Genomic DNA, 24626 nt, shown 5'->3' with positions numbered 1-24626 from the left:
GGTGCATTTGACCAATTTCGTACAGAAAGCTGTTCTTAATAATATTGACTGGTGTAAAAGGGTATGTGAAACCCATGGAATGAAGCATATTTCAAAGGAAAACGTATGGGGACTGCTTGAGAAAGCACCCACTTATTATCCGGAAATTATTACCGCGAATAGGGATTCACCACTTGATGAAATAAACTTTTTTCTGAAGAACGGGAAAGTATCAAGTGTTAAAGATAGTTATGCCAACCTTAATTTGAAGCCACTCGGTTTTGAGATCCTCTTTGAAGCGGAGTGGATTTATCATGAACCTCTATCTAATAGGGGACAAGTTAATAAATGGCGTATCATTACAACTGACCGGGAGTTGGAGCAGTGGACAACTGTCAGTGGCTTGGATACGATAATCAAATCTGAATATCAAAACAAAAGATGTTAAGATTTTTATCCGTAAAGAAAATAGAAAAATATCCGGATTTATAGCGAACCGGAGTGCAGGTGTTGTTGGTGTATCCAATGTATTTACAGAAGGTAATGGACCCGAAAATCTCTGGCAGGAAATAATACATGTTGTGTCGTCGGAATTTCCAGGGGAATCGATAGTGGGTTATGAGCAAGAAGGGGATCTGAAGGCAGCACAAGCGGCTGGATGGGCTTCCATTGGATCGCTACGAGTATGGGTGAATTAGTGATATTATTATTGCTAAGGGTGAAAAAGCTTAATTCCTTATCCTAAATTGATGATTTTAGGAAAATAATTTTTTTATCACAGTGGGTGAAAAGAGTGATAGATAATATGATATTGCAAAAAGGAAAATTGCTGATTAGGAAACTAAAGGACTCGGATAAACAACTATTGGTGAAATGGCTGTCTAATCCAATGGTTTTAAAATATTACGAAGGCCGTGATTGTCTGCATGATTTAGAAATGGTGAATGAGCACTTTTACAGTCGTAAAGGTGACCAAGTAACTGGTTGCATAGTGGAATATGATGGAACCGAAATAGGATTTATCCAGTTCTACCAAATTGATGATGCGGAAAGAGAAGAATATGGATACACCGACATGTCTGAAACGATCTACGGTACCGATCAATTTATCGGGGAAATTGACTATTGGAATCAAGGTATTGGTACGTTTGTTGTTCGTTCCATGGCAGATTTTTTAATGGAGAAGAAAGCTGCTGATCGAATTGTTATGGATCCGCAAATATGTAATAACCGAGCAATTTCCTGTTATGAGAAATGTAAATTTAATAAAGTTAAACTTCTGCCGAAACATGAGAGGCATGAGGGAGAATGGCGGGATTGTTGGTTAATGGAGTATAGGAAATAATAGGATGCAACAACGATGCATACTTATTATTTAGTATACGAAGAATAACAGATATGGAGGTGTTTGCATTATGGGTAAGAATGATAGGAAAAAAGACAAGAATGGCGTTAGTGACGAACAAGCGGTGCGGAAAAACTTATCAACGGACTATGATCATGAATTCGCAAATGAACCACTAACATCTGCAGAAAAACATAATAATAAAAAAACAAAAAAACGACAGTAATTTGGTGAGAGGGAGATTATGCATAGCGTAATCTTCCTTTTTGCATATGTTAGCGGGCGGTCGAACCTTTAAAATTGCCAACAGTTGTATTATTTTACTCGGAGACTTGACCAAAACAGGTTTGAATCAAATTAATTCAACATAAAGTCACCTTATTTTCAGTATGATACTAATGGGATGGTTTTTAAATATGTACATAGTAAAGAATGCTTCGATTTTTGTGTTAAAATACAGAGGTATGGGGGATGCATTAGATGTTCAATATTGAGAAATTGCTGCTATTAATAGTCGGTGGTGGATTTGGAGGTATTCTCTTTTATACGGTATTTGGGGGCGCCACAGAGGTTGTCTTACTGGGAGTTATCATAGCTTTTTTGATTGATTTTAAACTTGGGATGATGAAAAAGGAAGAACAAAATTCACCTTACGATGAGACCTGAAATCTTACGAAAATGAAGGAGCAGATAGACTATGCCGACTTGCCAACATTGCGGCTCCATATGGAGTTGGAAGGATACCTTCCTGCAAGTTATAAAATTTAAAATGAAAATGAAATGTCCGAACTGCGAAGAAATTCAGTACCAGTCAGCCAAGTCGCGAAAACGTTCACAACTGTACTTTTTGCCTATAATATTTTTTATTGTTTTCCTAAATCTGGCGAATGTAACATTGACTATTTACATATCCACAGTAGTTTTTGTCACGATTCTGATACTATTATTCACTCCATATACTATTGAATTAAGTAACGAAGAAGAACCACTTTGGTAACGGTAATTTGTACATAACGAAAAGGAGAATGGCGTTGCAACCAGCTGTTAGAAGTAGTATTCCGATTTGGCCGGATATAATCATTTTTTTGTTTCTATCATTTATACTGTTACTTGTCTTTGATATATTAATGAGAAAACTGCTTGGTGTAAAGAAGAAAAAGTTTTTCTCCCATAACCATGTCAATGAGCTACATAAGAAAATCGACTGGATACTTAGAATAACAACTATTTTGGTATTTATTTTAGCACAATTTCTATTTTATCCTGAACACTTTTTATTACCTTATATTATTTTTACCGTTCTGATGGTTAGTATAGAAATTGTCCGGGCAGTAATGGAATGGAAATTTGCTGAAAATCCAAAAGATTATTTGTTTACTCTTAGTCAGATTGGGCTAATAACTGTGATTTACTTATCCGTATTTATTTGGCTGAATGGTATAGTTTAACGATGGTTTTGTTGATGTGAAAAACAAAAAAGGGTGCGGTACAAGACCGAACCCTTTCCAGTATAAAACTATGGCTGTGTTTGTGTTTGCGTCTGTTGCTGAGCCTGCTGAAGTTGTTTCATATCGACAACTTGCGCATTCTTTTTAACATCCTCAGGAACAGTGATTTCTTCTTTGACTTTTCCGTTAATATCCATGGTCATATCAACGTCAATTTTCATGTTCATATCCTGAACTGGCATTTCAATGGTCATTTGCTGATCCATTTTCTTTTGTTCAAACGATTCTTTATCAATGTAATAGGTTTGTTTCATACTCTTAAATTTCATTTGTTCCATTACATTTCCTAAGCCCATTTGCTCTAATTGCTTCATAGAACCTTTCACTTGCTCCATTGCCATATCCATTACTTTTGCTGAGGCTTCTTCGTCGAGATCCATTTCCACAACATACATATCTTCTTTTTCTTTCATTGTGATGTATTCTTTGGAATTATCTTCTCCTGTAAGTTCATCCAGCATCTTTGTGAATTTCTTCATGGATTCGGCAGGATTCTGACCTTGGCTTTGTTGTTGAAGCTGATCAAGATTCATACCCTCAATAGCAATCCATTTATTTTGCGGGGTTTTTGAGTACATTTTACCGTCTACATAATAACTTTCCATTGGCATTTTTTGACCCTGCATGTTCATTTCGCCAGTCATATGCATGGCAATTGGATCCATCATCATCTTTGTTTCAATATTGAACTGCTGATCGATTGTTTGTGTTTGGTCACCTTTTGTAACGGTAATGGTCTGTTTTCCATCTGTCACATAATTGATTCCCGGCCAATCCTGCATGGCTTCACTCGACTTTGTAATCACCTTTTGTGGTGTGAGTTCTTCTTGTTTCTTTTCTGCTTTTGGCTGCTGCTCCTTGTTCGCTTCATCCTTACTGCCATTTGTGCTGTCGGTTTGACCGCAGGCGGCAAGCACCATAATCATGACTATGGCAAAAGCTGTCACCATTATTTTTCTCATCCTGAATTCTCCCTTCTTTGTGTATGTAAGACGTTGTACCCTTTTTTACCAAAATGAACTTATTTTTCAAGAATACAATCAAACACATGCTACCTACTATACGAAAGAGCAGGGAAATGGTTCCAAAAAAATTAAAATTAGTCGTATAACTTCTGACAAAGTGGTGGTATTATGTGGATAGTTATAATTTTAAAAAAATGGGGGATACGATGAAATTAAAGCTTATACATACCAATGATGTTCATAGTAACTTTGAAAACTTTTCAAAAGCGGCGTCTTTAATTAAAAAATATAAGGATGAACACAGCCTTGTTCTTGATGGAGGAGACTTCGCTGATTTCAAAAGTATTGAGCTGCAGGGAACAAAAGGGATGGCTGCAATCGAATTGTTGGAGAATGTTGGTTATGATGCCCTAACAATTGGAAATAATGAAATGTTTAACGGTGTTGATACACTTGAACGTATGGCCAGCAACAGTTCGTTTTCATTCATCAGCAACAATTTATTTCGAAAAGATCAATCCCGGATTAATGGTGTTGTCCCAAGTACTATCATTGAAAAAGGTGGAATTCGTATTCTCATTACTGGATCCTCTCCCAATCTGGATGAATTTAATGATGGTCTTGGAGTTCATATTAGTTGCTATAAACAGGCTCTTTCGGAAGAAATTATGAGGAATCAAGGGAAATATGACATCTGTATACTGCTTAGTCACATTGGAACCTTTGCTGACCTGGAAATTGCAGAAGAAATTGGTGGTATTGACGTTATTATTTCTGCCCACGACCATCAGCTTTATTCAGAAGTGAAAGTAATCAATCAAACAATTATGAACAGTGCCGGTTGTTATGGGGAGTATGTCGGCATTATTGAACTTGAGGTGACAGGTGATAAGGTGGAATTACTAAGTTCGGCAAACATCCCGACCACATCTGCCCAAATAGATCAGGGGATTGTATCAATTTTGCAACGGAACAAAGAAAAAGCAATAGAAGTGCTGAGTGAGCCGCTATACGCAATCGACCTTCCGCTTTGGCATGATGTAATCGAAGAAAATCCAATTACCAACTTAATTGCGGACGGCTTAAAAGATATGCTGGATTGTGATATTGGGTTAATTAACAGTGGTATCGTCAATGCTGGTATTTTTACCAATTTATCAAATAAAAAATTAATTGAAATCTGTCCATCACCACTGAATCCAACCACCTTTGAGGTTAAAGGAAAGGACCTCTTACTTGCATTGGAACAATCGCTCGATGCACAGATTTGTTTAGCAGATGGGAGAGGACCTGGTTTTAGAGGGAAATATGCAGGAAGATTGCATGTTTCAGGTGCCACTATTACTCACGATGGGAAAATAATAACCAAAATGCTAATCGGCGATGTACCGGTTGAAGCCGAATCCTGGTATACTATGGCTTCTTCCGACTACTTGCAACGCGGATCTGGTTACGAATCACTTGCTAATAATCGTCATGTGACGTATAGTCCAGAAGAAATTCGTGATGTAATTAAAAGCTACGCGGATCGCCAAGATTATATTGAGAAAGCATTTGTCAATCGCTGGCATGCAAGCAGTGAAATAACTGTGTGATAGGAACCCATACAATCTGGGGTCAAAATATATTCAAATTTTGTATTGACAATGAACAAATCGGATAAAATACAAAATAGGGGACGGAGCAAAAATGTTGTTTAATCAGGGAAAAATGGAGGTATAGGTAAGAAGTTGTGAAAAAAATATATATTATTTATGACTTTTTTGTGTCACTTTTACAAATAATCTGGTATACTATATATAGAAACCGATTACAGGAACTAATTTATTTTTAGGAGATGATTCAAATGGGTATTATAGTGATGTTTATGCTATTGGCAACACTAACCCCGTTCCTATTCCTTCATTCGAAGAAAAAAGTAATGGCGATCGTCCAATCTGTTTTGCTTGTAGGTATGTGGTTATATTATATTCAAGCACAGTTCTTTATTGCGCCAGGAACCTTTAGTGTAACTTGGATCATGTTTTATGCTAGCTTGGTCTTAGCAGAAGTTGCCTGGGTAATGTTTATTATTGCAACTGTGAAGACACCAGCATCCAAATCAGAAGTACATCTTTAATTAATTATAAATAAAAACCCTTTTCCTCATCTGAGGAAAAGGGTTTTTTTGGTTCCAGCTTAATTATTAAGGTCAACCTGGAATAGTTGAATTAGTGCCTGGACAAACGCCAAAACGGCAATTGCTATGAACAACAGTTTTGGCTCATAGCCTGAATAAAAGGTTGCCCATAGTGATGCGGCTGTTAAGATGATACATAACATGAATCCAAACACGTGTCGAATTTGCCACCAAAAGTTTTCTTGATTATTTGTTTTTCGGTTTGGTTTCACGTACTAACACCACCAAAAGGTCTTTTAATTATCCTGCTCCATATGTTCCATATGCTCCATGTCCATATTGTCGTTATCCATATCATTCATATCATGTCCAAATCCGTAAGACATGGTAAATAATGACCCAGCAACAATAATCGCAACTATCACAAATCCATGAAATATCATATTCCAAGGGGCATTCCCAACGCCTTTCTCTGTGATATGCATGAACATGAATAGCTGAATTGCAGCCTGCAATACCGCAAGGACCATAATACCTGTAATAATCCATGTGGTTGATAAATCTGAACCGAGAGCAGTCCAGGCAGCAATAATGGTTAATATTACTGATAATGCAAATCCGATTATATGCTGCGTAGGGATTTTTTTCGATTGTTCTGCCATGTTACATCACCATCCCAATCAAATAAACACTTGTAAAAATAAAGATCCAAACAACGTCCAGAAAGTGCCAGTATAATCCAACGACAAAGATTTTGCGGCTTGTTACTTTCGTTATTCCTCGTCTGAAAAGCTGGATCAGAATCATCGTTGCCCATCCAACACCTAATGTTACGTGCAATCCATGGGTTCCGGTTAATATAAAGAACCCGGACCAGAAGGCGCTTGTTTGAATAGTAGCACCTTCATGGACGTAAGTGATAAATTCATCAACCTCGAAGCCAAGGAAGGCAAGACCAAGAATCAGTGTAATAATCAGCCATGTGATTAACCCTTTTTTTGAACCGCGACGCATTTCATGAATCGCAATTCCACAAGTGAAACTACTCGTTAACAGAAGGAACGTCATGATTAACGCGCTTTTTGCCTCGAAAAGTTCACCCGGAGTTGGTCCGTCCGCAGTACGTCCAAATAACACGGCATAGGTTGCAAATAGAGTTGCGAATAACGCAAGTTCCGCAGCAAGGAAAATCCAGAAACCAATGATTTTTAATTGTCCATCTTCTGTTTGGTATTCTAATGGTCCTGATTTAAGTTCTTGTTCACTCATTATTTAACCCCCTTGCCGTGCGTTCAATTTCATTTATCTCGTCAACTTCAACATGGTAGCCTTCATCATAGTCAAAGGATCTGATAATCATCATGATAATTCCTCCGAATAAGCCAATTGCAGCTAGTGTAACCCATTCAAAGACGAGGGCAAAGCTTGCGAAACTCAATATTGCCATCATGATGATTGGTTTTCCAGAGTTACTTGGCATATGGATATGCTTGAGTTTCTTCTTATCATAAGTTGTTTCGCCATTTTCTTTCATATCCATGAAAGCATCATAGCCAAGATGTTCTGGTAATGTTGCAAAATTGTAATGCGGCACTGGTGTTGGTGTTGCCCATTCCAATGTCCGTCCTACACCCCAGGAATCGCCGTCTGTTTCGCGTTCACTGTAGCGCAGACTGTAGTAAATGTTGTATACGAAAATCGCAAATCCTACACCCATTCCGAATGCACCAACCGTTGAAATAAAGTTAAGTGTAAACCATTCCGGTGCACTATAGAAAATTCTTCGTGGCATTCCGTCTAACCCGATAAAATACTGCGGGAAGAAACAAACATGGAAGCCAATCAGGAAGAACCAGAAGCTCCATTTGCCGAGCCGTTCATTCAATTTATGATTAAACATTTTTGGATACCAGTAAATAAGTCCAGCAAAACATGCGAACACAGTACCGGCAATTAGCACGTAATGGAAGTGCGCAACCAAGAAGTAAGAGTTATGGAACTGGAAGTCAGCTGCTGCCATTCCTAACATAACACCAGTTACACCACCCATTACGAAACTCGGAATAAATGCGAGCGACCAAAGCATTGGTGTTGTAAATTCAATTTTTGATTTGTGCAGCGTTCCGAGCCAGTTAAATATTTTAACACCGGTTGGAACAGCAATTAACATGGTCGAAATCGAGAATACCGAGTTAACAAATGCTCCAGCTCCCATGGTAAAGAAGTGGTGCACCCAAACAAGGAAGCTTAATCCTGCAATAATAATGATTGACCAAACCATTGCGGTATATCCGAATAGCCGTTTTTTAGCAAAGGCTGCGATAATTTCCGAGAATATACCGAACGCCGGCAAGACTACGATATAAACTTCCGGGTGACCCCATAGCCAGAATAGGTTCGCCCACATCATTGGTAACCCTTCACCTGTCAGCGTAAAGAACTGTGAACCAAATACACGGTCAATTGTTAATAGTGCTAAAGCTACAGTTAAAATAGGGAACGCAAAGATAATGATAAAACAAGTTATTAATGTTGACCAAGAGAAAATTGGCATTTTAAATAATTTCATTCCTGGTGCTCTCAGCTTTAGTATTGTAACCATCAGGTTAATACCTGTTGCAAGTGTACCTATACCTGCAAGCTGCAGTCCTAATAAGTAGAAGTTCTGACCTGGTCCCGGGCTCATTGCTGCACCAGCAAGAGGTGTGTAACTTGTCCAGCCGGCATCAGGTGACCCTCCAATAACAAAGGAAATATTGAATAACATTGCCCCGAAAAAGAACGCCCAGAAACTAAGTGCGTTAAGATACGGGAATGCGAAGTCACGTGCACCAATTTGCAGAGGTACGACGATATTCATTAGCCCAATTAAAAACGGCATCGCCATGAAAATAATCATGACTGTACCATGTGTTGTAAAAACTTCATCGTAATGTTGCGCGGCCAAAAAGTTCATGTCCGGAAATGCAAGTTGCACACGCATCATGAGTGCATCCATACCGCCACGGAATAACATGGCAAGCGCACTTAAGATATACATAATTCCTATTTTCTTATGATCAACGGTCGTTAGCCAATCACGCCATAGCCACGTCCATTTTTTGAAATAAGTCAGGATGAAGATGATCGCCGATGATACAAGAACAATTGCTACCATACCGCCGTATATCAGTGGCTCACCTGTGACAAAAAATTCATCCAGTTCCATTATTTCACCTGCTTTCCATCAATATGATCTTTTATTTCTTCCTGGTTGTCTGTTTCTAAATGCATTAGCGTTTCATATGCATTAAAGTAACGATCTACTGCATAGTCCATACCACCCATTTTACCGTGATCAACCCACGCCAAATGTGTAGATGAGAATGTATAACGATCAACGATGCCTGGTTTTAGTAACTTATCGTAGACATCCTGTGTCAGTTTAGGTGCGGATTGTTTCTTTTTATTAGCCCAATCCTGAAATTCCTGACTATCCTCGGCATAAACCTTGAATGTTTGTTCTGTGAAACCTTCACCATTAAAGTTGGCGTTTCGTCCATCATAAACACCTGGTTCATCAGCTTGTAAGAACAGCGTTGTTTGCATACCAGCCATATTGTACTTTTGCCCACCTAAAGCCGGAATCCAAAGTGCTGCCATTGAACCAGCAGATGACAATCGGAATTCGACTGCACGGTCTGTTGGGATATGCAGATAATTGACGGTTTCAATACCCTGTTCAGGATAGCTGAAGAACCATTTCCAGTTTGCTGACGTTGCATAAACAACAAGGGGATCCTTGTCATTTGAAACTTCAGGTGGATCTTCTAAATCAAATAATGTGTTAACAGTTGGTATTGATAGCAATGTAACGATTATGATTGGAATAACAATCCATACAACCTCAATCGCTTTGTTCCCATGGATATTAGGCTTATAGCTATCTTTCTTACGATTTGGACGATCACGGTACTTAATAACAATAACCGTAAACGCCACAAAAACAACGATTAATATCCCAAACATATAGTAGAGGGAATACATAATTAGATCGCTTTGGCTTTCAGCGACTGGCCCTTTTGGATCAAATACAGTCATCTGGTCACAGCCACTTAAGAAGAAAATCATACCCAGCAGCATAAACATAAGCCACTTTTTATAATGATGTTTCTTGTGATTCATGCGGTAACACTCCCACCGTTTCAATATTTTAATACTAGCATTAATCATTTGTGAACAGTATAACAAAATAAAATAGGTAAGTAGAAGGCAAAGCCCAGTGAAAATCAAAAGTTCGTTTTTTTGTTGAAATTATGCTACAAAACGTTCGAGGTTTCAGATAAAAGGAAATACTTTGTGATATTTCGAGCATATAAAAATAATTCCCAAAAATGCCCACCCACTAAATTATTCCCTTGTTTTTACGTATTAATCATTAGAAAATCTTGGCTTTTCGCCAAGAACTAATGGCGAAAGCCTTAGATTTTTTTATACTTTATACCGATAAAGATTTATGCTTTCTTAAAGTGTAAAATAAGTAGATGAAAACGCAAAAAAATAACACTGCACGTAATTCCGCGCAATGCTATCTCCTGAATAAATTTGGTCTAATTTAAAGCTTCTTGTTTGTATACGACAGATGAATGTTTCTTTTTTCTAGCAGGCAGCATATTAAATAGGATATTTAATGAAATTGCTGTAATACTGCCGGCTACGATTCCATTGCTTGTTAAGATTTGAATGGCAGATGGCAGATTTGCGAACAAGTCTGGTGCAACAGTTACACCAAGACCAATGCCAACGGAACAGGCTATGATCATTGAATTATCCTGCGATTCCGTGATGATGCCACTTAGCATCTTGATCCCTTGTGAGACGATCATGCCAAACATAGCAATCATTGCACCACCTAAAACAGAAGGAGGGATAATCGTTGCCAAAGCACCAACCTTGGGCAGGAACCCGAGCGCTACAAGCATTATTCCCGTAATGAAAATGACTTTTCTTGATCGTACACCGGACATTTGAATTAACCCGACGTTTTGTGAAAAAGTCGTATATGGGAATGTGTTGAAAATACCGCCTAATACGGCAGCCAGTCCTTCCGCGCGATATCCTTTGGCAAGTTGTTTTTCCTTCAAGTCCTCTTCACAGATATCACTTAATGCAAAATAAACGCCAGTTGACTCTACTAGTGAAACGATTGCTACTAAAGACATCGTAATGACTGCGGACCATTCAATTGTTGGCATGCCAAAGTAAAACGGCTGAACCATGTGAAAATAGGAAGCCTCTTTAACTGGTGTTATGTCTATTTTCCCCATGAAAATAGCGGCAATGGTACCAGCCAATAATCCCAGTAAAATGGAAATGGATCGGGTGAATCCAGTGGAAAAACGATAAATAAGTACAATAAACAATAATGTTCCAAATGCAAGTGAGATATTGGACAATGATCCGAAGTCAGCTGCTCCACTTCCGCCTCCCATATTGTCGATAGCAACTGGAATTAGTGTAATACCAATAACTGTAACAATCGATCCAGTTACGACCGGTGGGAAGAAATGAATTAATTTGCTGAACATACTACTGATTAATATTACGATAATTCCAGATGCAATAATAGAACCATAAACAGCTGAGATGCCATATTCACCACCAATTGCAATAATCGGGCCGACCGCTGTAAAGGTGCAGCCGAGGACGACTGGAAGCCCTATTCCTACAAAGCGATTGCTCATGATTTGCAGCATGGTGGCAATCCCGCACATGAGGATGTCAACGGAGACAAGATATGTCAGTTCTGTTGAAGTGAAACCTAAGGCACCACCGATAATAAGTGGCACGATTACTGCTCCAGCATACATAGCTAACAAGTGCTGAATTCCAAGTGCTGTATTTTTTCCGATATTTTTCATCGTTCCACAGCCTCCTCAAGAAAGTCAACCTTCCCATGTTTTAAAGAAGAAACAATTGCTAAAGACTCAACGCGGGTTCCATTTTCGCGGATTAGGTCGCCGCCTGGTTGGAATCCTTTTTCAATAACAATGCCGGCCCCCGCTGTTGATGCGCCTGCTTGTTTTACAATATTCAATAATCCAAGCAGGGCCTGTCCATTTGCCAGGAAATCATCAATAATTAGCACGGTATCATCACTATCAATGTAATCAATGGATACCGCAATGTCATTTGTCTCCTTTTTCGTGTACGAATAAACGCTTGCGGTATACAGGTCATCCGATAAGGTAACAGACTTGCGTTTACGGGCAAAAACAACCGGTACATCCAAAATTAATCCGGTCATGACAGCTGGTGCAATTCCAGAAGATTCTATGGTTAAAATTTTGGTTATCCCAGCGTTTTTGAAGCGCGCAGCAAATTCTTCACCGATTTCCTTCATTAGCTGTGGGTCAATTTGATGGTTTAAAAATGAATCCACTTTCAGCACAATGTCTGAGAGTACTTTCCCTTCTTGTACTATTTTATCCTTTAATGTCTTCATTAATAGATTCTCCTCTCTCTATGTTGCAAAAATTAAAAAACCCGAAGGCCGCTGTATCCATTCATGACATGAGTGGAACAACGTCCTTCGGGTTTAGATTCATCCGAGAGAATTAGAAAAAGCTTGCCATATAAAGCGGGCAGCACTTTTTCTTCATTGCCACTCATAGTCGGCTTGTTTAAGGCAAACCGGTAGAAACTTGCGAACCATATTTTCGCTATTATATGAGTGAATACGATATAAGAATAGAGTAATTATAACACGGTTGGACAAAAAATCAATGGAACTTTTTCACATTAGAGAAGGAGGAGACTATGTAACAACTAGTTTTCAGGGGGGGAGGTTACTAGTTGATAATACTCCTTCCTTCTCCTTATTATTATAACAGAACATTAGTTCTCGTTTAAGGCTGAATGTAAAAAAAGAAAAATTTTTTTTGAGTTTCATGGTAGTTACCTTAATTGAATGTATGGGATAATAAAGCCTTAATTAATTTTCAAGAGAATGGTGATAAGTATGGGTATTAATGACGTTATTGTTTTAATAGTAGTTTGTTTCCTTTGTGTAGGTGCAATTGATAGATGTTTTGGTAATAAATTTGGTTTTGGCAATCGTTTTTCGGATGCTTTTAATACAATGGGCTCGCTGACCTTGGCAATGGTCGGAATTATATCCTTAGCACCTGTACTTGCAAGTCTCCTAACGCCAATAGTTGCTCCGGTTTACGGTTTGATTGGAGCAGATCCGGCTGCATTTGCGAATACAATTTTGGCGATAGATATGGGCGGGCACGCACTGGCACAAGAAATGGCTGAAAGCCCTGATGCAGCATTGTTCTCCTGGGTGTTTTTAGGAACCATGATGGGTCCGACGATCGTTTTTACAATTCCTGTGGCACTAGGAATCATTGAAAAAGAGGATCACGCGTATTTTGCCAAAGGTGTTCTTTTGGGATTAATCACGATACCGATTGGCTGTTTGATTGGTGGGCTAGTGGCTAATTTAAGTATTTCAATGATAGTAAAAAATCTATTTCCAACGATGCTTTTTTCCATTCTTATTGCACTTGGATTGTGGAAAAAACCTGGGAAAATGATTACCGGCTTTTCGGTTTTTGGAAAGTTTATCGAAATAGTGGCGATTATTGGCCTAACAGCGATCAGTATTGAAACATTAACAGGTATTACGGTTATACCTAACCTAACGCCATTAAGTGAAGGTATACAGGTTGTTGGAATGATAGCTGTTTTTCTTGCTGGTGCGTTTCCTATGGTTATGTTTATTTCAACAACATTAAAAAAACCACTAAGTAAGATGGGAGCTATGCTAGGCATTAGTGATACCTCTACGACCGGCCTGGTAGCATCACTTGCACATAATATTCCTATGCTTACCTTACTAAAGCATATGGAGCCGCGGGGTAAAGTAATCAATGTGGCATTTGCTGTAAGTGGAGCCTTTGTATTCGGAAGCCATTTGGGTTTTGTAGCAGGTATAAACAAGGAGGTAGTCTTTGCAATGATAGTTGGAAAACTTGCAGGAGGCATATGCGCTATTATTCTAGCAATTATTACGTTTCCTAAAACTGTTAAATCGTAATCAGTATACATTAATAATTCCAACTTTTCGATAAACATATAAAATTCTGTCCATTCTTTACTATTTGCAAGCTATCTTTAAGCTTTGCAAGTTTTTTATGGCCAAATCACACATAGTACCATTTGAGTACGCTAAATAGCGCTTAATGCGTTTTGACGAAAGACGTTCTTTCTCTTTAAGCTTATATAGATGTTAAAAAACGGATAGGGGGGTGAGAGCATCCATCATAACGGAAATAGGGTAATGACGAAAACAAGGGATATAACAAGTGAATTTCGATTTCGTAAAACGAATAAAGATGATGGGGCGAGGGTCTTTGAGCTTATTAAACATACGGGCGTTCTCGACCTGAATTCTTCCTATAGCTACCTGATGTGGTGTGAAATCTTTTCGGAAACATCGATTGTCGTTGAACGGGATGGAGATTCGGTTGCATTTATTTCCGGTTTCATTCATCCGGATGCACCGAATACTCTCTTTATCTGGCAAGTTGCTGTTCACGAGTCAGAGCGGGGAAAAGGACTGGGTACAAGGATGTTGGTACAGCTGCTGAAACGGGAAGCCTGCAGAAACGTTCGCTATGTTGAAGCGACCGTATCGCCATCAAACAGACCATCACAACAGTTGTTTTTAGGACTTGCGAAAAAGCTTGACACAAATTGTAAATTGACTGATTACTTTTTATCTAGTGACTTTCCACGAACAGGACATGAAGACGAACAATTGTACAAGATTGGACCTATCGATGAAGAAAATAAGCTTGTAAAGGAATGATTCAATGGGGACAGCAGTATTAGGAAATACAAAAATGAAAACGTTTGAGGAGCTAGAATCGACGGTGAGAAGTTATAGCCGCGGATGGCCAACCATATTTGAAAAAGCGAAGGGGTATAAGCTCTGGGACGTAGACGGTAAAGCGTACATTGACTTTTTTGCCGGTGCAGGTGCACTGAATTACGGCCATAATAATGAAACGATGCAGGATAAACTAGTTGAGTATATTCGTAATGATGGGCTCATTCATAGCCTTGATATGGGAACAACTCCACGAAAGGAATTTCTTGAATGCTTTAACGAAATCATTCTTACACCACGTGACCTTGACTATAAGATTATGTTTCCGGGACCAACTGGGACCAATACAGTTGAAAGTGCATTGAAAATTGCTAGAAAGGTAACAGGGCGTGATACAGTCATTAGCTTTACGAACGCATTCCATGGCATGACAATTGGTTCACTATCTGTAACAGGTAATTCATTTAAACGCAGCGGTGCCGGAATTCCACTTCATCACACCGTTTCGATGCCTTTCGACGAATATGTGGAGGATCAGGACTCGATAACATATTTGGAGAGGTTTTTAGAAGATAGCGGCAGCGGTGTTGCATTACCAGCAGCCATCATACTGGAGACTGTTCAAGGTGAAGGCGGCATGAACGCAGCCCGTTTGGAATGGCTGAAAAAAGTAGAAAGTATTTGTGAACGCTTCGATATTTTACTTATCATTGATGATGTTCAGGCTGGGTGCGGAAGAACTGGTACGTTCTTTAGCTTCGAACCGGCTGGAATAAAACCGGATATTGTTTGCCTGTCAAAATCGATTGGTGGCATCGGGCTGCCAATGGCAATTACTTTAATTAAGCCAGAGTATGATCAGTGGGGACCGGGGGAGCACAATGGAACGTTCCGTGGAAATAATCTGGCATTTATTGCTGCAACAGAGGCATTGAGCAACTGGGAAACGGATGAATTCAGTCAAGCTATCCAAAAGAAAGCACATATTTTGAGTGAAGCAATCGAAGCCATTATTAATAAATACCCAGAGTTGAATGGTGAAGCCCGCGGCAGAGGACTCATGCAAGGAATTGCCATTACCAAGCCTGGTCTTGCTGGTGAAATTTGTGCGGAAGCATTCAAGCGTGGTTTAATTGTTGAAACGTCAGGGCCGAATGATGAAGTAATCAAGTTTCTTCCACCATTGATTATTGAGATGGAGGGGCTTGAAGAGGGACTGGCAATACTGGAAGAAAGCATTAAGTCACTTATAAACTAATACACTAGTAAATAGACTGCCTATACAAAGAAAGGGGAAATACAAATGATCGTAAAATCACTTAAGGATATAATCGGAACAGAAGATGAAACGTCCGGAGAAAATTGGAGCAGCCGCAGGTTCCTGTTGAAAAAGGATAATGTTGGTTTCAGTATGAATGATACCATTATCAAGGCAGGTACAGAAAATTATTATTGGTATAAAAATCATATTGAAGCGGTTTATTGTATTGAAGGAGAAGGGGAAATTGAGAAAGTTGAAACTGGAGAAGTCTTTCAACTGGAACCTGGAACCATGTATATTTTAGACGAAAATGATAAACACAAGCTGCGGGCCAGGACGCAAATGCGTATGGTTTGCGTCTTTAACCCGCCACTTGTTGGCAAAGAAACACATAATGAAGAGGGATATTATCCGTTGTTGACGGAATAGGAGAAATGAAAGAAAAGGAGCCATGGTCTGGTTCCTTTTCTTTCTTTACGAAAAATTCAAATTCGTACTTGATTTATCGGATTAATTAGAATACACTATATAATAAATTAAATATTCTTATCAAGAGAAGCTGAGGGACTGGCCCTGTGAAGCTTCAGCAACCTCTGACTTTGTCAGGAAGGTGCTAATTCCAGCGGGAGTAATTCTTGGGAGATAAGAGCGGAAATCATAAATTTTTACACGTAAAGCCCTCTTTTCTCTATTAAAAGAAAAGGGGGCTTTTTTTCAATTGGGATATACCAATACTTATCTTTGAAAGTGAATTTTAATATATGAGAGGATGATCGTTTTGAGTGAAATCGTTATTATATCGGGGAGCCCTTCAGAATCGTCCAGGTCTGATCAGGTTCTGAAATATTTAGGGACGTTATTGAATCAGGAAAACTTTTCGGTGTCCCACATATCTGTTAAAAATGTTCCGCATGAAGATTTATTTCTAGGGAAATATGATAGCCCGGCCATTCAGGATATCGCAGCACTGATTCAGAATGCAAAAGGTGTGATTGTTGGATCGCCAGTATATAAAGGAGCATATTCGGGGGTTCTAAAAGCATTACTTGATGTCCTGCCACAGGATGTATTAAGGCACACACCGGTGCTACCGCTCATGACAGGTGGAAGTATGTCGCATTTACTGGCGATAGAGTATTCGCTAAAACCAGTGTTAGCAACCTTGAAAGGTCATAATTTGAAAGGGCTCTATTTACTGGACAGTCAAATTGATAAACAAAAAGAAAATCCAATTATTGATGAAGGTATTTTAGAGCGTACGAATAAGCAGCTCTATTACTTTATTGAATTAGTAAACAATCAAGGTGCAGTTGTTTCATCAGTTTGAAAATCAAAATGATAGATAGTTAAGGAGGAATCAGAGGATGGCAAAAGAGCGAATCTATTTGAATGCGTTTGATATGAACTGTGCGGGACATCAATCACCAGGGTTATGGACGCACCCGGAAGATGAATCACACCGCTATAAGGATAGTGAATATTGGATCGAACTTGCCAAGCTTTTAGAAAAAGGACGTTTCGATGCTGTATTTATTGCGGATGTTCTAGGGACATATGATGTATATAATGGTTCAAGGGAAGCGGCGGTACGACAAGGGGCACAGTCACCGGTCAATGATCCGTTAGCAGTTGTTCCTCTAATGTCTGCAGTAACGAAACATCTCGGTTTTGGTGTTACGGCATCCGTTGCACATGAGCATCCCTACCCATTTGCAAGGAGAATGTCCACACTTGACCATTTAACAAATGGGCGCATTGGCTGGAACATTGTTACTTCCTATTTAAAAAGTGCGTCAGTCAATATTGGGCTAGACGATCAGATAGGTCATGATGAGCGCTATGATTTAGCCGCCGAATATTTGGATGTTTGCTACAAGCTATGGGAACAAAGCTGGGAAGACGATGCTGTTAAGCTGGATAAAGGGAATGAAATTTACACGGATCCAGAAAAAGTACATGATATCAACCATGAAGGAAAATATTTTAAAGTTCCAGGGGCTCATCTGAGCGAACCATCAATCCAGCGGACTCCTGTTCTTTATCAGGCAGGTGCATCTACAAAAGGGCGGGCATTTGCGGCTAAGAATGCGGAATGTGTGTTTATTGGTGCACCAACTGTTGCTGCGGCTAAAGAAACCGTCGATAAATTACGGGAAGATATTGAAAAAGCAGGAAGATTACGAGATGAAGTGAAAATACTTACGATGTTTGTACCGATTGTTGGCAGAACTGAAGAAGAAGCAAAAGCGAAATATAACAACTACAAGAAACATATAAGCACAGAGGGAGCACTTGCGCTGTTTGGCGGATGGACCGGAGTTGACCTATCGGGGTATACCAAAGATCAGGAGATCAGTTATATAGAAAATAATTCGATACGATCAGCACTAGAAAACTTCACCAAAATTTTCCCGGATAAACCATCGACTGTAGAGGATATTATCAACGCTATTGGTATTGGTGGAATGGGCGCTTCAGCCGTCGGTTCACCTGAACAAATTGCCGACACAATGGAAGAGTGGGTAAATGAAGCGGGAATTGATGGTTTCAATATTGCATATGCCATTACACCTGGTACGTTTAAGGATTTTATTGAGTATGTTGTGCCTATTCTGCAGGAAAGAGGTTTGGTTCGAAAAGAATATGATGGAAACTCACTTCGGGACAATCTGTTTGGTAATGGGGATCAGCTGGCGGCAAGTCATCCCGGAAAACGTGATAATGCCCTGTTAGTGAAATAGCACCTTTAAGATGCAGTTTTTCCTTATGGAATTCTGCATCTTTTTTGCGAGATATTTTAACTTCGCAAGAAGTGTTATATCGGCCGAATTTAGGATATAACGGCCAAAATAGGAATATAACGACCAAACACGAGTTGTATTGGTCAAAACTTGAATAAACCCGACATATAGCCATCATCTTGCCATGCAATGAACAAGCTGGTATTAACCGTAGTTTCAAGCGTTTTACTGAAAGCCTTCCAAACGTGCGAAAAAGCGTTTTACAAAGGAATAGAATATCTTTTCAGATGGTGCTAAGTCTTTTTCCTTATGTTTGATAACACCTACCGTCCTTCTTACTTCCGGAATTTTAATGGGGACTTTAGCGGTCATCCGCGGTGTTGATTCGTGAAAGGTGCTGTCTGGTAAGAGAGTTACTCCAATACCGGCTGAGACGAGTCCTTTGATTGCGTCCAAATCCTCGCCTTCTGATGATATTTTTGGAACAAAACCGACCTGTTTGCAGGCGTCGATAATGACTTTTTCCAAGACAAAGCCTTTTGGAAAACTGACAAATTCATCGTTCCTCAAGTCAGTAAGGTAGAGGATCTTATTATTTGCCAAGGGGTGTGATATTGGCAATAATGCCAAAATATCTTCTGTGAATAAAATATGGCTTTCAATCTCAGGATCATCCTTTGGGACTGGGCCGAGAAAGGCCACATCAATTTCGTCCCTTTTCACCGAATCAATTAAAAAGCTGTATGATCCCTGTCTTAAGTGAAAGGCAATATTTGGGTATTCATCTTTGAAAGCGGAAATGACATTTGGTAATAGGTGACTGGATAAACTGGTCGGGAAACCAATTTTGATTGTCCCGCGTTCCGGATCCAGATATTCATCAATTTGCTTTTTGGCATTGTCAATTGCTTTCATCGCAAGTTTTGTATGTGCATAGAAGGTCTTGCCGATTTGAGTTAATTTAATATTTCTGCCTTCACGTTCAAATAAAGAAACCCCAAGTTCTCCTTCTAAATTAGCGATTTGCCTGCTAACAGCGGATTGGGCAACATGCAAATTAACAGCCGCTTCCGATACATGTTCACGCTCCGCAACCTCCATAAAATAGCGCAGTTGACGTAGTTCCATCCAATATTCCCCTCGATTCATATCAATAATAGATTGTTTTAATCTAAATTATATATTGTTTAGATTAATTTGAAAACCTATAATTGTTATAAGGCACCATATACGGAATAAGAACGGGGGAATCCATGATGGGTTATAATAACGTACCGAAATCGCAAGGCCTTTACCGTCCTGAATTTGAACATGATGCATGTGGGATCGGGTTGTATGCACATATGAATGGTGTTCCGACGCATGATATTGTAAAAAAGGGATTACACATGCTTTGTCAGTTAGACCATCGCGGGGGACATGGAAGTGATCCTGATACGGGTGATGGAGCGGGATTAATGGTTCAAATTCCAGATCACTTTTTCAGAAAAGAATGTCCGGAAATCAACTTACCTGAAAAAGGTCACTATGGTGTTGGGATGATTTTCTTCTCAAATGATGATGATAATCGGGAAGAAGTGGAGGCGGACATTAATTCATTTATTATAAAGGAAGGGCAGACAGTTCTTGGATGGAGAACTGTACCTATAAATATCAGAAAAATTGGAATTAAGGCAAAAGAGAGCTGTCCAGTTATCCGCCAGGTATTTATTGGTGCAGCTCCTGCTATAAAGGAAGATATCGAATTTGAACGGAAGTTGTATATTATCCGAAAACAAGCGGAAAAAGCAGCGATTAAACGGGAAGAGCGCTTCTATTTTACCAGTCTTTCCAGTCAAACAATTGTTTATAAAGGATTGTTAACACCGGAACAATTGGATGCATTCTATCTTGATTTACAAGATGAAGATTTTGTATCAGCCTTTTCAATGGTGCATTCCCGTTTTAGCACCAATACTTTTCCAAGCTGGGAAAGAGCCCATCCGAATCGCTATTTAATGCATAATGGTGAAATCAATACGTTAAGAGGAAATGTTAACTGGATGCGGGCACGTGAAGAGCAATTTGTATCCGATGCTTTCGGAGACGACTTGGAAAAAGTGTTACCGATCCTGGATGCAGATGGCAGTGATTCATCTATTTTGGATAATGCGCTTGAGTTTTTTGTTCTGGCTGGCAGAAAACCTGCACATGCTGCGATGATGCTGATCCCGGAACCATGGGTAAATAATCCACATATGTCGAAAGAAAAGAAAGCTTTCTATGAGTATCATAGTGCATTAATGGAGCCATGGGACGGTCCAACAACCATTTCCTTTACGGATGGCAATCAAATTGGAGCAATTTTGGACCGAAACGGTTTACGTCCCGCGAGATATTGTGTAACTAAAGATGACTATCTGATCTTTTCATCAGAGGTTGGGATCATCGATGTTGAAGAAGATAATATCTTGTATAAGGATCGTCTGAGTCCGGGGAAAATGCTGTTGCTCGATTTAGATGAAGAGCGGATTATTTCTGACGATGAAATTAAAACGGAAATGTCAGGCGCAAAGCCGTATCGTGAATGGTTGGATGGGCAGCTTGTCAAGCTCGGCAATAAGGTGGAAGCGTTGGATGAAATGCCGTTTGACAATCTCGTAACCAGGCAAAAAGCATTTGGCTATACGTACGAAGATATTCAAAAATATTTAATTCCATTGGTGACAGATGAGAAGGATCCAATTGGCGCGATGGGTAATGATGTGCCATTGGCAGTTTTATCTGATCATGCCCAATCATTATTTTCTTATTTCAAGCAATTATTTGCGCAGGTAACGAACCCGCCAATCGATGCATATCGTGAACAGCTTGTTACATCGACGATGAGTCTGCTAGGACCTGAAGGGGATATATTACACCCTAGTGAAATTAATTGTCACAGGCTGCAAGTTGACACGCCTGTATTGTCAAATAGACAGCTACGTTTATTAAAATCGGATAGTTATCCAGGTTTTAAGAGTTGGACAATTGACACGTTATTCGTAGATGACTTGGAGAGTACTCTTGAGCAGATTTGTATGGATGCTGATCAGGCTATTGAGGCAGGGGTTAGTATTCTTGTATTATCAGACCGAAATATGGATGAGAAGACAGTTGCAATTCCATCCTTGCTTGCCGTTAGTGCACTGCATCAACATCTGGTACGCTCAGGTACACGTACAAAAGTAAGCATCATTGCAGAAACTGGAGAGGCGAGGGAAGTACATCATTTCGCGGCCTTGCTTGGTTATGGCGCAAATGCGATAAATCCATATCTCACCTATGCAACATTGAGTCAGGCGATTAGTGAAAACAAGTTGACGCTTACTTATCAGGATGCGGTAGGCACCTATATTTCAGGAATTACTGAGGGCGTTGTAAAGGTTATGTCCAAAATGGGAATTTCCACGATTCAAAGCTACCGCGGTGCCCAAATATTTGAGGCAATTGGAATCAGCAAATCGGTCATCGATCGTTATTTTGCGGGAACTGCCTCCCAGCTCGGCGGAATTGACATAGATATAATTGCACAAGAAGCGAGAAATCGTCATCACAATGCCTATGCAGATCATGTTGATCAGACGCTTGAGTCAGGTAGTGATTTTCAATGGAGAAAAACCGGTGAGCATCACGCGTTTAATCCGAAAACGATTCATACACTGCAATGGGCTTGCCGAAGAGGAGACTATCATTTATTCAAACAGTATTCTGAGGCAGCAAATGAAGAAAGAATTAACTTTCTAAGGAATTTGTTTACCTTTAAGAAAACGAATTCCATTCCAATAGAAGAAGTCGAATCCGTCGATACCATCGTAAAACGGTTTAAAACCGGAGCAATGTCATTTGGATCGTTAAGCCAGGAAGCGCATGAGTCACTGGCTATTGCGATGAACCGCATCGGTGGTAAAAGTAATAGTGGTGAAGGCGGAGAGGATCCGAAACGATTCCAGACGGATGAAAATGGCGATTCACCTAGGAGTGCCATTAAACAAATTGCATCTGGACGTTTTGGGGTGAAAAGTCATTATTTAGTTAACGCTGATGAACTGCAAATCAAGATGGCACAAGGAGCGAAACCTGGAGAAGGTGGACAGCTGCCGGGGAAAAAAGTATACCCATGGGTGGCTGGCGTACGTGGGTCCACCCCGGGCGTGGATTTAATCTCACCACCGCCACATCATGATATTTATTCGATTGAGGATATGGCGCAGTTGATTCATGATTTGAAAAACGCCAATCGTGATGCACGTGTAAGTGTGAAGCTTGTTGCGAAAGCAGGAATTGGAACGATTGCCTCTGGTGTCGCAAAAGGGAAGGCAGATGTCATTTCTGTCAGTGGTTATGATGGCGGCACAGGTGCTTCACCAAAAACTAGTATCAAGCATACGGGGTTGCCATGGGAGCTTGGTCTAGCCGAAACACATCAAAGCTTGATGTTAAATGGTCTAAGGGATCGTGTTGTATTAGAAACGGATGGCAAATTGATGACCGGGAAAGATGTGGTCATGGCCGCACTGTTTGGCGCAGAAGAATATGGGTTTGCGACAGCACCACTTGTTGTGCTGGGCTGTATCATGATGCGGGTATGTCACGTCGATACATGTCCGGTCGGTATTGCAACCCAAAATCCGGAACTACGGAAGAAATTCATGGGCGATCCTGATCATGTTGTTAACTTTATGCACTATATTGCAGAAGAAGTTAGAGAAATCATGGCTGAATTAGGCTTTAAAACAGTAGAAGAGATGGTTGGCCGGACAGATGTATTAACGGTTAGCGATCGGGCAAAAGCACACTGGAAAGCGAAGGACTTGGATTTATCGCCATTACTTTACCAGGTGGATGGACCAAGAACCTGCCAAACAAACCAGAACCATCATCTTGATGAGTCACTCGACCTATCAAAAATTTTGCCTGCTGTAAAGACAGCCATGGAGCGGAAAGAACAGGTAGATCTATCATTCCCGATTCGAAATACAAACCGTGTCGTAGGGGCAATAGTGGGCAGTGAGATTTCCAAACGTTACGGGGAAGCTGGTTTACCAGATGATACGATCACGCTTCGATTTGCCGGTTCTGCCGGACAGAGCTTTGCTGCCTATGTTCCAAGAGGCATGTCCCTATGGCTGACAGGTGACGCGAATGATTATGTTGGTAAAGGATTATCTGGTGGGAAAGTGGTTGTTTCTTCTCCACAAGAAGCAAAGCTTAATGAATCAAGTAACGTCATTGCCGGAAACGTAGCATTATATGGTGCTACCAGCGGCGAGGCTTATATAAATGGATATGCAGGTGAACGATTTGCTGTCCGAAATAGTGGGGCAAACGTTGTGGTTGAAGGAATTGGCGACCACGGTTGTGAATATATGACTGGTGGACGCGTCGTTATATTAGGCGATGTTGGTAAAAACTTCGCAGCTGGAATGTCAGGTGGTAACGCCTACGTCCTTGCAGAGGACTTAGCTTCATTTAACAAATTATGCAACAAGGAACTGGTCGAAATAGAACCGCTCATAGACCTTGATGAGATTGCACAAGTGAAACAAATGGTTCAGCATCATGTGCAGTACACGGAAAGTCAAAAAGGCGCGTACGTCCTCACTAACTGGGAGGAACAAGTGAAGAGGTTCGTGAAGGTTACCCCGAAAGATTACCGGGTAATGCTTGAAAAGATTGAGTCCTATAAAAAAGAAGGTTTTACAGATGAAGAGGCTGCTATGCAAGCCTTTCAATCAAAAAATCAAGCGAAGCCAACTGTTAATCAAGAAGAAAAGCCCCAAGTAGTATCATTATAGAAAGGAGAGCGTTA

The 24626-nt window shown here is 40.0% G+C and carries 24 protein-coding genes and 2 riboswitches; of the genes, 15 read left to right on the top strand and 9 right to left on the bottom strand.

Annotation, left to right across the window (positions count from 1 at the left end; genetic code table 11):
- Positions 1 to 7 precede the first annotated feature (7 nt).
- The 6 genes from CFK37_RS17615 to CFK37_RS17590 all read left to right on the top strand — a co-directional run bounded on the left by CFK37_RS17615 (position 8) and on the right by CFK37_RS17590 (position 2772).
- On the top strand, positions 8 to 427 hold the full coding sequence (locus CFK37_RS17615; RefSeq protein ID WP_089063105.1) for a hypothetical protein: 420 nt from the start codon (positions 8 to 10) through the stop codon (positions 425 to 427).
- Between the two features lie 345 nt (positions 428 to 772).
- Positions 773 to 1324, top strand: a complete 552-nt coding sequence (locus CFK37_RS17610; RefSeq protein WP_342746717.1) for a GNAT family N-acetyltransferase — start codon at positions 773 to 775, stop codon at positions 1322 to 1324.
- A 70-nt stretch (positions 1325 to 1394) separates the two neighbouring features.
- A complete protein-coding gene (gene sspO / locus CFK37_RS17605; RefSeq protein ID WP_089063103.1) occupies positions 1395 to 1550 on the top strand; it encodes a small acid-soluble spore protein O in 156 nt (51 codons plus the stop codon).
- 254 nt (positions 1551 to 1804) lie between these two features.
- Positions 1805 to 1990, top strand: coding sequence for a hypothetical protein (locus CFK37_RS17600; protein WP_089063102.1), 186 nt, complete (start codon positions 1805 to 1807; stop codon positions 1988 to 1990).
- 31 nt (positions 1991 to 2021) lie between these two features.
- Positions 2022 to 2321 (top strand): TIGR04104 family putative zinc finger protein, encoded by a 300-nt coding sequence (locus CFK37_RS20720; RefSeq protein ID WP_089063101.1) that lies wholly within the window; start codon positions 2022 to 2024, stop codon positions 2319 to 2321.
- 28 nt (positions 2322 to 2349) lie between these two features.
- Positions 2350 to 2772 carry a DUF4181 domain-containing protein gene (locus tag CFK37_RS17590; protein WP_089063100.1) on the top strand — a complete coding sequence of 141 codons (423 nt, stop codon included), beginning with the start codon at positions 2350 to 2352 and terminating at the stop codon, positions 2770 to 2772.
- A 68-nt stretch (positions 2773 to 2840) separates the two neighbouring features.
- Here the strand turns inward: CFK37_RS17590 and CFK37_RS17585 are convergent, their stop codons facing one another.
- Complete coding sequence (locus CFK37_RS17585; protein WP_089063099.1) at positions 2841 to 3794, bottom strand: DUF6612 family protein; 954 nt, start codon at positions 3792 to 3794, stop codon at positions 2841 to 2843.
- Between the two features lie 209 nt (positions 3795 to 4003).
- On the opposite strand from CFK37_RS17585, the gene CFK37_RS17580 reads away from it, so the two are divergent.
- On the top strand, positions 4004 to 5392 hold the full coding sequence (locus tag CFK37_RS17580; protein WP_089063705.1) for a bifunctional metallophosphatase/5'-nucleotidase: 1389 nt from the start codon (positions 4004 to 4006) through the stop codon (positions 5390 to 5392).
- Between the two features lie 251 nt (positions 5393 to 5643).
- Positions 5644 to 5916 carry a hypothetical protein gene (locus tag CFK37_RS17575; protein ID WP_089063098.1) on the top strand — a complete coding sequence of 91 codons (273 nt, stop codon included), beginning with the start codon at positions 5644 to 5646 and terminating at the stop codon, positions 5914 to 5916.
- A 59-nt stretch (positions 5917 to 5975) separates the two neighbouring features.
- Here the strand turns inward: CFK37_RS17575 and CFK37_RS17570 are convergent, their stop codons facing one another.
- From CFK37_RS17570 to CFK37_RS17540, 7 genes are all read right to left on the bottom strand, one after another.
- On the bottom strand, positions 5976 to 6188 hold the full coding sequence (locus CFK37_RS17570) for a cytochrome C oxidase subunit IV family protein (RefSeq protein ID WP_089063097.1): 213 nt from the start codon (positions 6186 to 6188) through the stop codon (positions 5976 to 5978).
- A 24-nt stretch (positions 6189 to 6212) separates the two neighbouring features.
- Positions 6213 to 6578, bottom strand: coding sequence for a cytochrome C oxidase subunit IV family protein (locus CFK37_RS17565; RefSeq protein WP_089063096.1), 366 nt, complete (start codon positions 6576 to 6578; stop codon positions 6213 to 6215).
- 1 nt (position 6579) lies between these two features.
- Positions 6580 to 7185 carry a cytochrome aa3 quinol oxidase subunit III gene (gene qoxC / locus CFK37_RS17560; protein ID WP_089063095.1) on the bottom strand — a complete coding sequence of 202 codons (606 nt, stop codon included), beginning with the start codon at positions 7183 to 7185 and terminating at the stop codon, positions 6580 to 6582.
- A complete protein-coding gene (gene qoxB / locus CFK37_RS17555; protein ID WP_089063094.1) occupies positions 7178 to 9124 on the bottom strand; it encodes a cytochrome aa3 quinol oxidase subunit I in 1947 nt (648 codons plus the stop codon). Before qoxB ends, qoxC begins: the two co-directional genes overlap by 8 nt.
- On the bottom strand, positions 9124 to 10080 hold the full coding sequence (gene qoxA, locus CFK37_RS17550; RefSeq protein WP_089063093.1) for a cytochrome aa3 quinol oxidase subunit II: 957 nt from the start codon (positions 10078 to 10080) through the stop codon (positions 9124 to 9126). Before qoxA ends, qoxB begins: the two co-directional genes overlap by 1 nt.
- 425 nt (positions 10081 to 10505) lie before the next feature.
- Entirely contained in the window at positions 10506 to 11816 is a 1311-nt protein-coding gene (locus CFK37_RS17545; protein ID WP_089063092.1) for a nucleobase:cation symporter-2 family protein, read from the bottom strand.
- A complete protein-coding gene (locus CFK37_RS17540) occupies positions 11813 to 12400 on the bottom strand; it encodes a xanthine phosphoribosyltransferase (protein ID WP_089063091.1) in 588 nt (195 codons plus the stop codon). Before CFK37_RS17540 ends, CFK37_RS17545 begins: the two co-directional genes overlap by 4 nt.
- Before the next feature lie 146 nt (positions 12401 to 12546).
- Positions 12547 to 12648, bottom strand: a riboswitch (purine riboswitch).
- A gap of 268 nt (positions 12649 to 12916) precedes the next feature.
- Here CFK37_RS17540 and eutH point away from each other — a divergent pair.
- The 6 genes from eutH to CFK37_RS17510 all read left to right on the top strand — a co-directional run bounded on the left by eutH (position 12917) and on the right by CFK37_RS17510 (position 18796).
- Positions 12917 to 13999 (top strand): ethanolamine utilization protein EutH, encoded by a 1083-nt coding sequence (eutH, locus tag CFK37_RS17535; protein ID WP_089063090.1) that lies wholly within the window; start codon positions 12917 to 12919, stop codon positions 13997 to 13999.
- A gap of 243 nt (positions 14000 to 14242) precedes the next feature.
- Positions 14243 to 14773, top strand: a complete 531-nt coding sequence (ectA, locus tag CFK37_RS17530; protein ID WP_089063089.1) for a diaminobutyrate acetyltransferase — start codon at positions 14243 to 14245, stop codon at positions 14771 to 14773.
- A 4-nt stretch (positions 14774 to 14777) separates the two neighbouring features.
- On the top strand, positions 14778 to 16052 hold the full coding sequence (ectB, locus tag CFK37_RS17525) for a diaminobutyrate--2-oxoglutarate transaminase (RefSeq protein ID WP_089063088.1): 1275 nt from the start codon (positions 14778 to 14780) through the stop codon (positions 16050 to 16052).
- A gap of 45 nt (positions 16053 to 16097) precedes the next feature.
- Entirely contained in the window at positions 16098 to 16484 is a 387-nt protein-coding gene (locus CFK37_RS17520; RefSeq protein ID WP_089063087.1) for an ectoine synthase, read from the top strand.
- Positions 16485 to 16598: 114 nt separating this feature from the next.
- A riboswitch (SAM riboswitch) is annotated at positions 16599 to 16704 on the top strand.
- 129 nt (positions 16705 to 16833) lie between these two features.
- Positions 16834 to 17382, top strand: coding sequence for an NADPH-dependent FMN reductase (ssuE, locus tag CFK37_RS17515; RefSeq protein ID WP_089063086.1), 549 nt, complete (start codon positions 16834 to 16836; stop codon positions 17380 to 17382).
- A 37-nt stretch (positions 17383 to 17419) separates the two neighbouring features.
- Positions 17420 to 18796 (top strand): LLM class flavin-dependent oxidoreductase, encoded by a 1377-nt coding sequence (locus tag CFK37_RS17510; protein ID WP_089063085.1) that lies wholly within the window; start codon positions 17420 to 17422, stop codon positions 18794 to 18796.
- Positions 18797 to 19021: 225 nt separating this feature from the next.
- Here the strand turns inward: CFK37_RS17510 and gltC are convergent, their stop codons facing one another.
- Positions 19022 to 19924 (bottom strand): glutamate biosynthesis transcriptional regulator GltC, encoded by a 903-nt coding sequence (gene gltC / locus CFK37_RS17505; protein ID WP_089063084.1) that lies wholly within the window; start codon positions 19922 to 19924, stop codon positions 19022 to 19024.
- A gap of 128 nt (positions 19925 to 20052) precedes the next feature.
- On the opposite strand from gltC, the gene gltB reads away from it, so the two are divergent.
- Complete coding sequence (gltB, locus tag CFK37_RS17500) at positions 20053 to 24612, top strand: glutamate synthase large subunit (RefSeq protein ID WP_089063083.1); 4560 nt, start codon at positions 20053 to 20055, stop codon at positions 24610 to 24612.
- The last annotated feature ends 14 nt before the right edge of the window (positions 24613 to 24626 follow it).

Source organism: Virgibacillus phasianinus, from assembly GCF_002216775.1.
Classification (GTDB): domain Bacteria; phylum Bacillota; class Bacilli; order Bacillales; family Amphibacillaceae; genus Virgibacillus_F; species Virgibacillus_F phasianinus.
The sequence above is the reverse complement of the archived record's forward strand: the minus strand, read 5'-3'. Positions and strand labels throughout refer to the sequence as shown.

Coding starts and splice junctions, on each gene's coding strand:
- gltC (WP_089063084.1), bottom strand. CDS start 19,924: ATGGAACTACGTCAACTGCGCTATTTTATGGAGGTTGCGGAGCGTGAA.
- CFK37_RS17520 (WP_089063087.1), top strand. CDS start 16,098: ATGATCGTAAAATCACTTAAGGATATAATCGGAACAGAAGATGAAACG.
- qoxA (WP_089063093.1), bottom strand. CDS start 10,080: ATGAATCACAAGAAACATCATTATAAAAAGTGGCTTATGTTTATGCTG.
- CFK37_RS17585 (WP_089063099.1), bottom strand. CDS start 3,794: ATGAGAAAAATAATGGTGACAGCTTTTGCCATAGTCATGATTATGGTG.
- CFK37_RS17590 (WP_089063100.1), top strand. CDS start 2,350: ATGGCGTTGCAACCAGCTGTTAGAAGTAGTATTCCGATTTGGCCGGAT.
- ectB (WP_089063088.1), top strand. CDS start 14,778: ATGGGGACAGCAGTATTAGGAAATACAAAAATGAAAACGTTTGAGGAG.
- CFK37_RS17565 (WP_089063096.1), bottom strand. CDS start 6,578: ATGGCAGAACAATCGAAAAAAATCCCTACGCAGCATATAATCGGATTT.
- qoxB (WP_089063094.1), bottom strand. CDS start 9,124: ATGGAACTGGATGAATTTTTTGTCACAGGTGAGCCACTGATATACGGC.
- eutH (WP_089063090.1), top strand. CDS start 12,917: ATGGGTATTAATGACGTTATTGTTTTAATAGTAGTTTGTTTCCTTTGT.
- CFK37_RS17545 (WP_089063092.1), bottom strand. CDS start 11,816: ATGAAAAATATCGGAAAAAATACAGCACTTGGAATTCAGCACTTGTTA.
- qoxC (WP_089063095.1), bottom strand. CDS start 7,185: ATGAGTGAACAAGAACTTAAATCAGGACCATTAGAATACCAAACAGAA.
- CFK37_RS17580 (WP_089063705.1), top strand. CDS start 4,004: ATGAAATTAAAGCTTATACATACCAATGATGTTCATAGTAACTTTGAA.
- CFK37_RS17575 (WP_089063098.1), top strand. CDS start 5,644: ATGGGTATTATAGTGATGTTTATGCTATTGGCAACACTAACCCCGTTC.
- CFK37_RS17600 (WP_089063102.1), top strand. CDS start 1,805: ATGTTCAATATTGAGAAATTGCTGCTATTAATAGTCGGTGGTGGATTT.
- CFK37_RS17540 (WP_089063091.1), bottom strand. CDS start 12,400: ATGAAGACATTAAAGGATAAAATAGTACAAGAAGGGAAAGTACTCTCA.
- sspO (WP_089063103.1), top strand. CDS start 1,395: ATGGGTAAGAATGATAGGAAAAAAGACAAGAATGGCGTTAGTGACGAA.
- CFK37_RS20720 (WP_089063101.1), top strand. CDS start 2,022: ATGCCGACTTGCCAACATTGCGGCTCCATATGGAGTTGGAAGGATACC.
- gltB (WP_089063083.1), top strand. CDS start 20,053: ATGGGTTATAATAACGTACCGAAATCGCAAGGCCTTTACCGTCCTGAA.
- ectA (WP_089063089.1), top strand. CDS start 14,243: ATGACGAAAACAAGGGATATAACAAGTGAATTTCGATTTCGTAAAACG.
- CFK37_RS17510 (WP_089063085.1), top strand. CDS start 17,420: ATGGCAAAAGAGCGAATCTATTTGAATGCGTTTGATATGAACTGTGCG.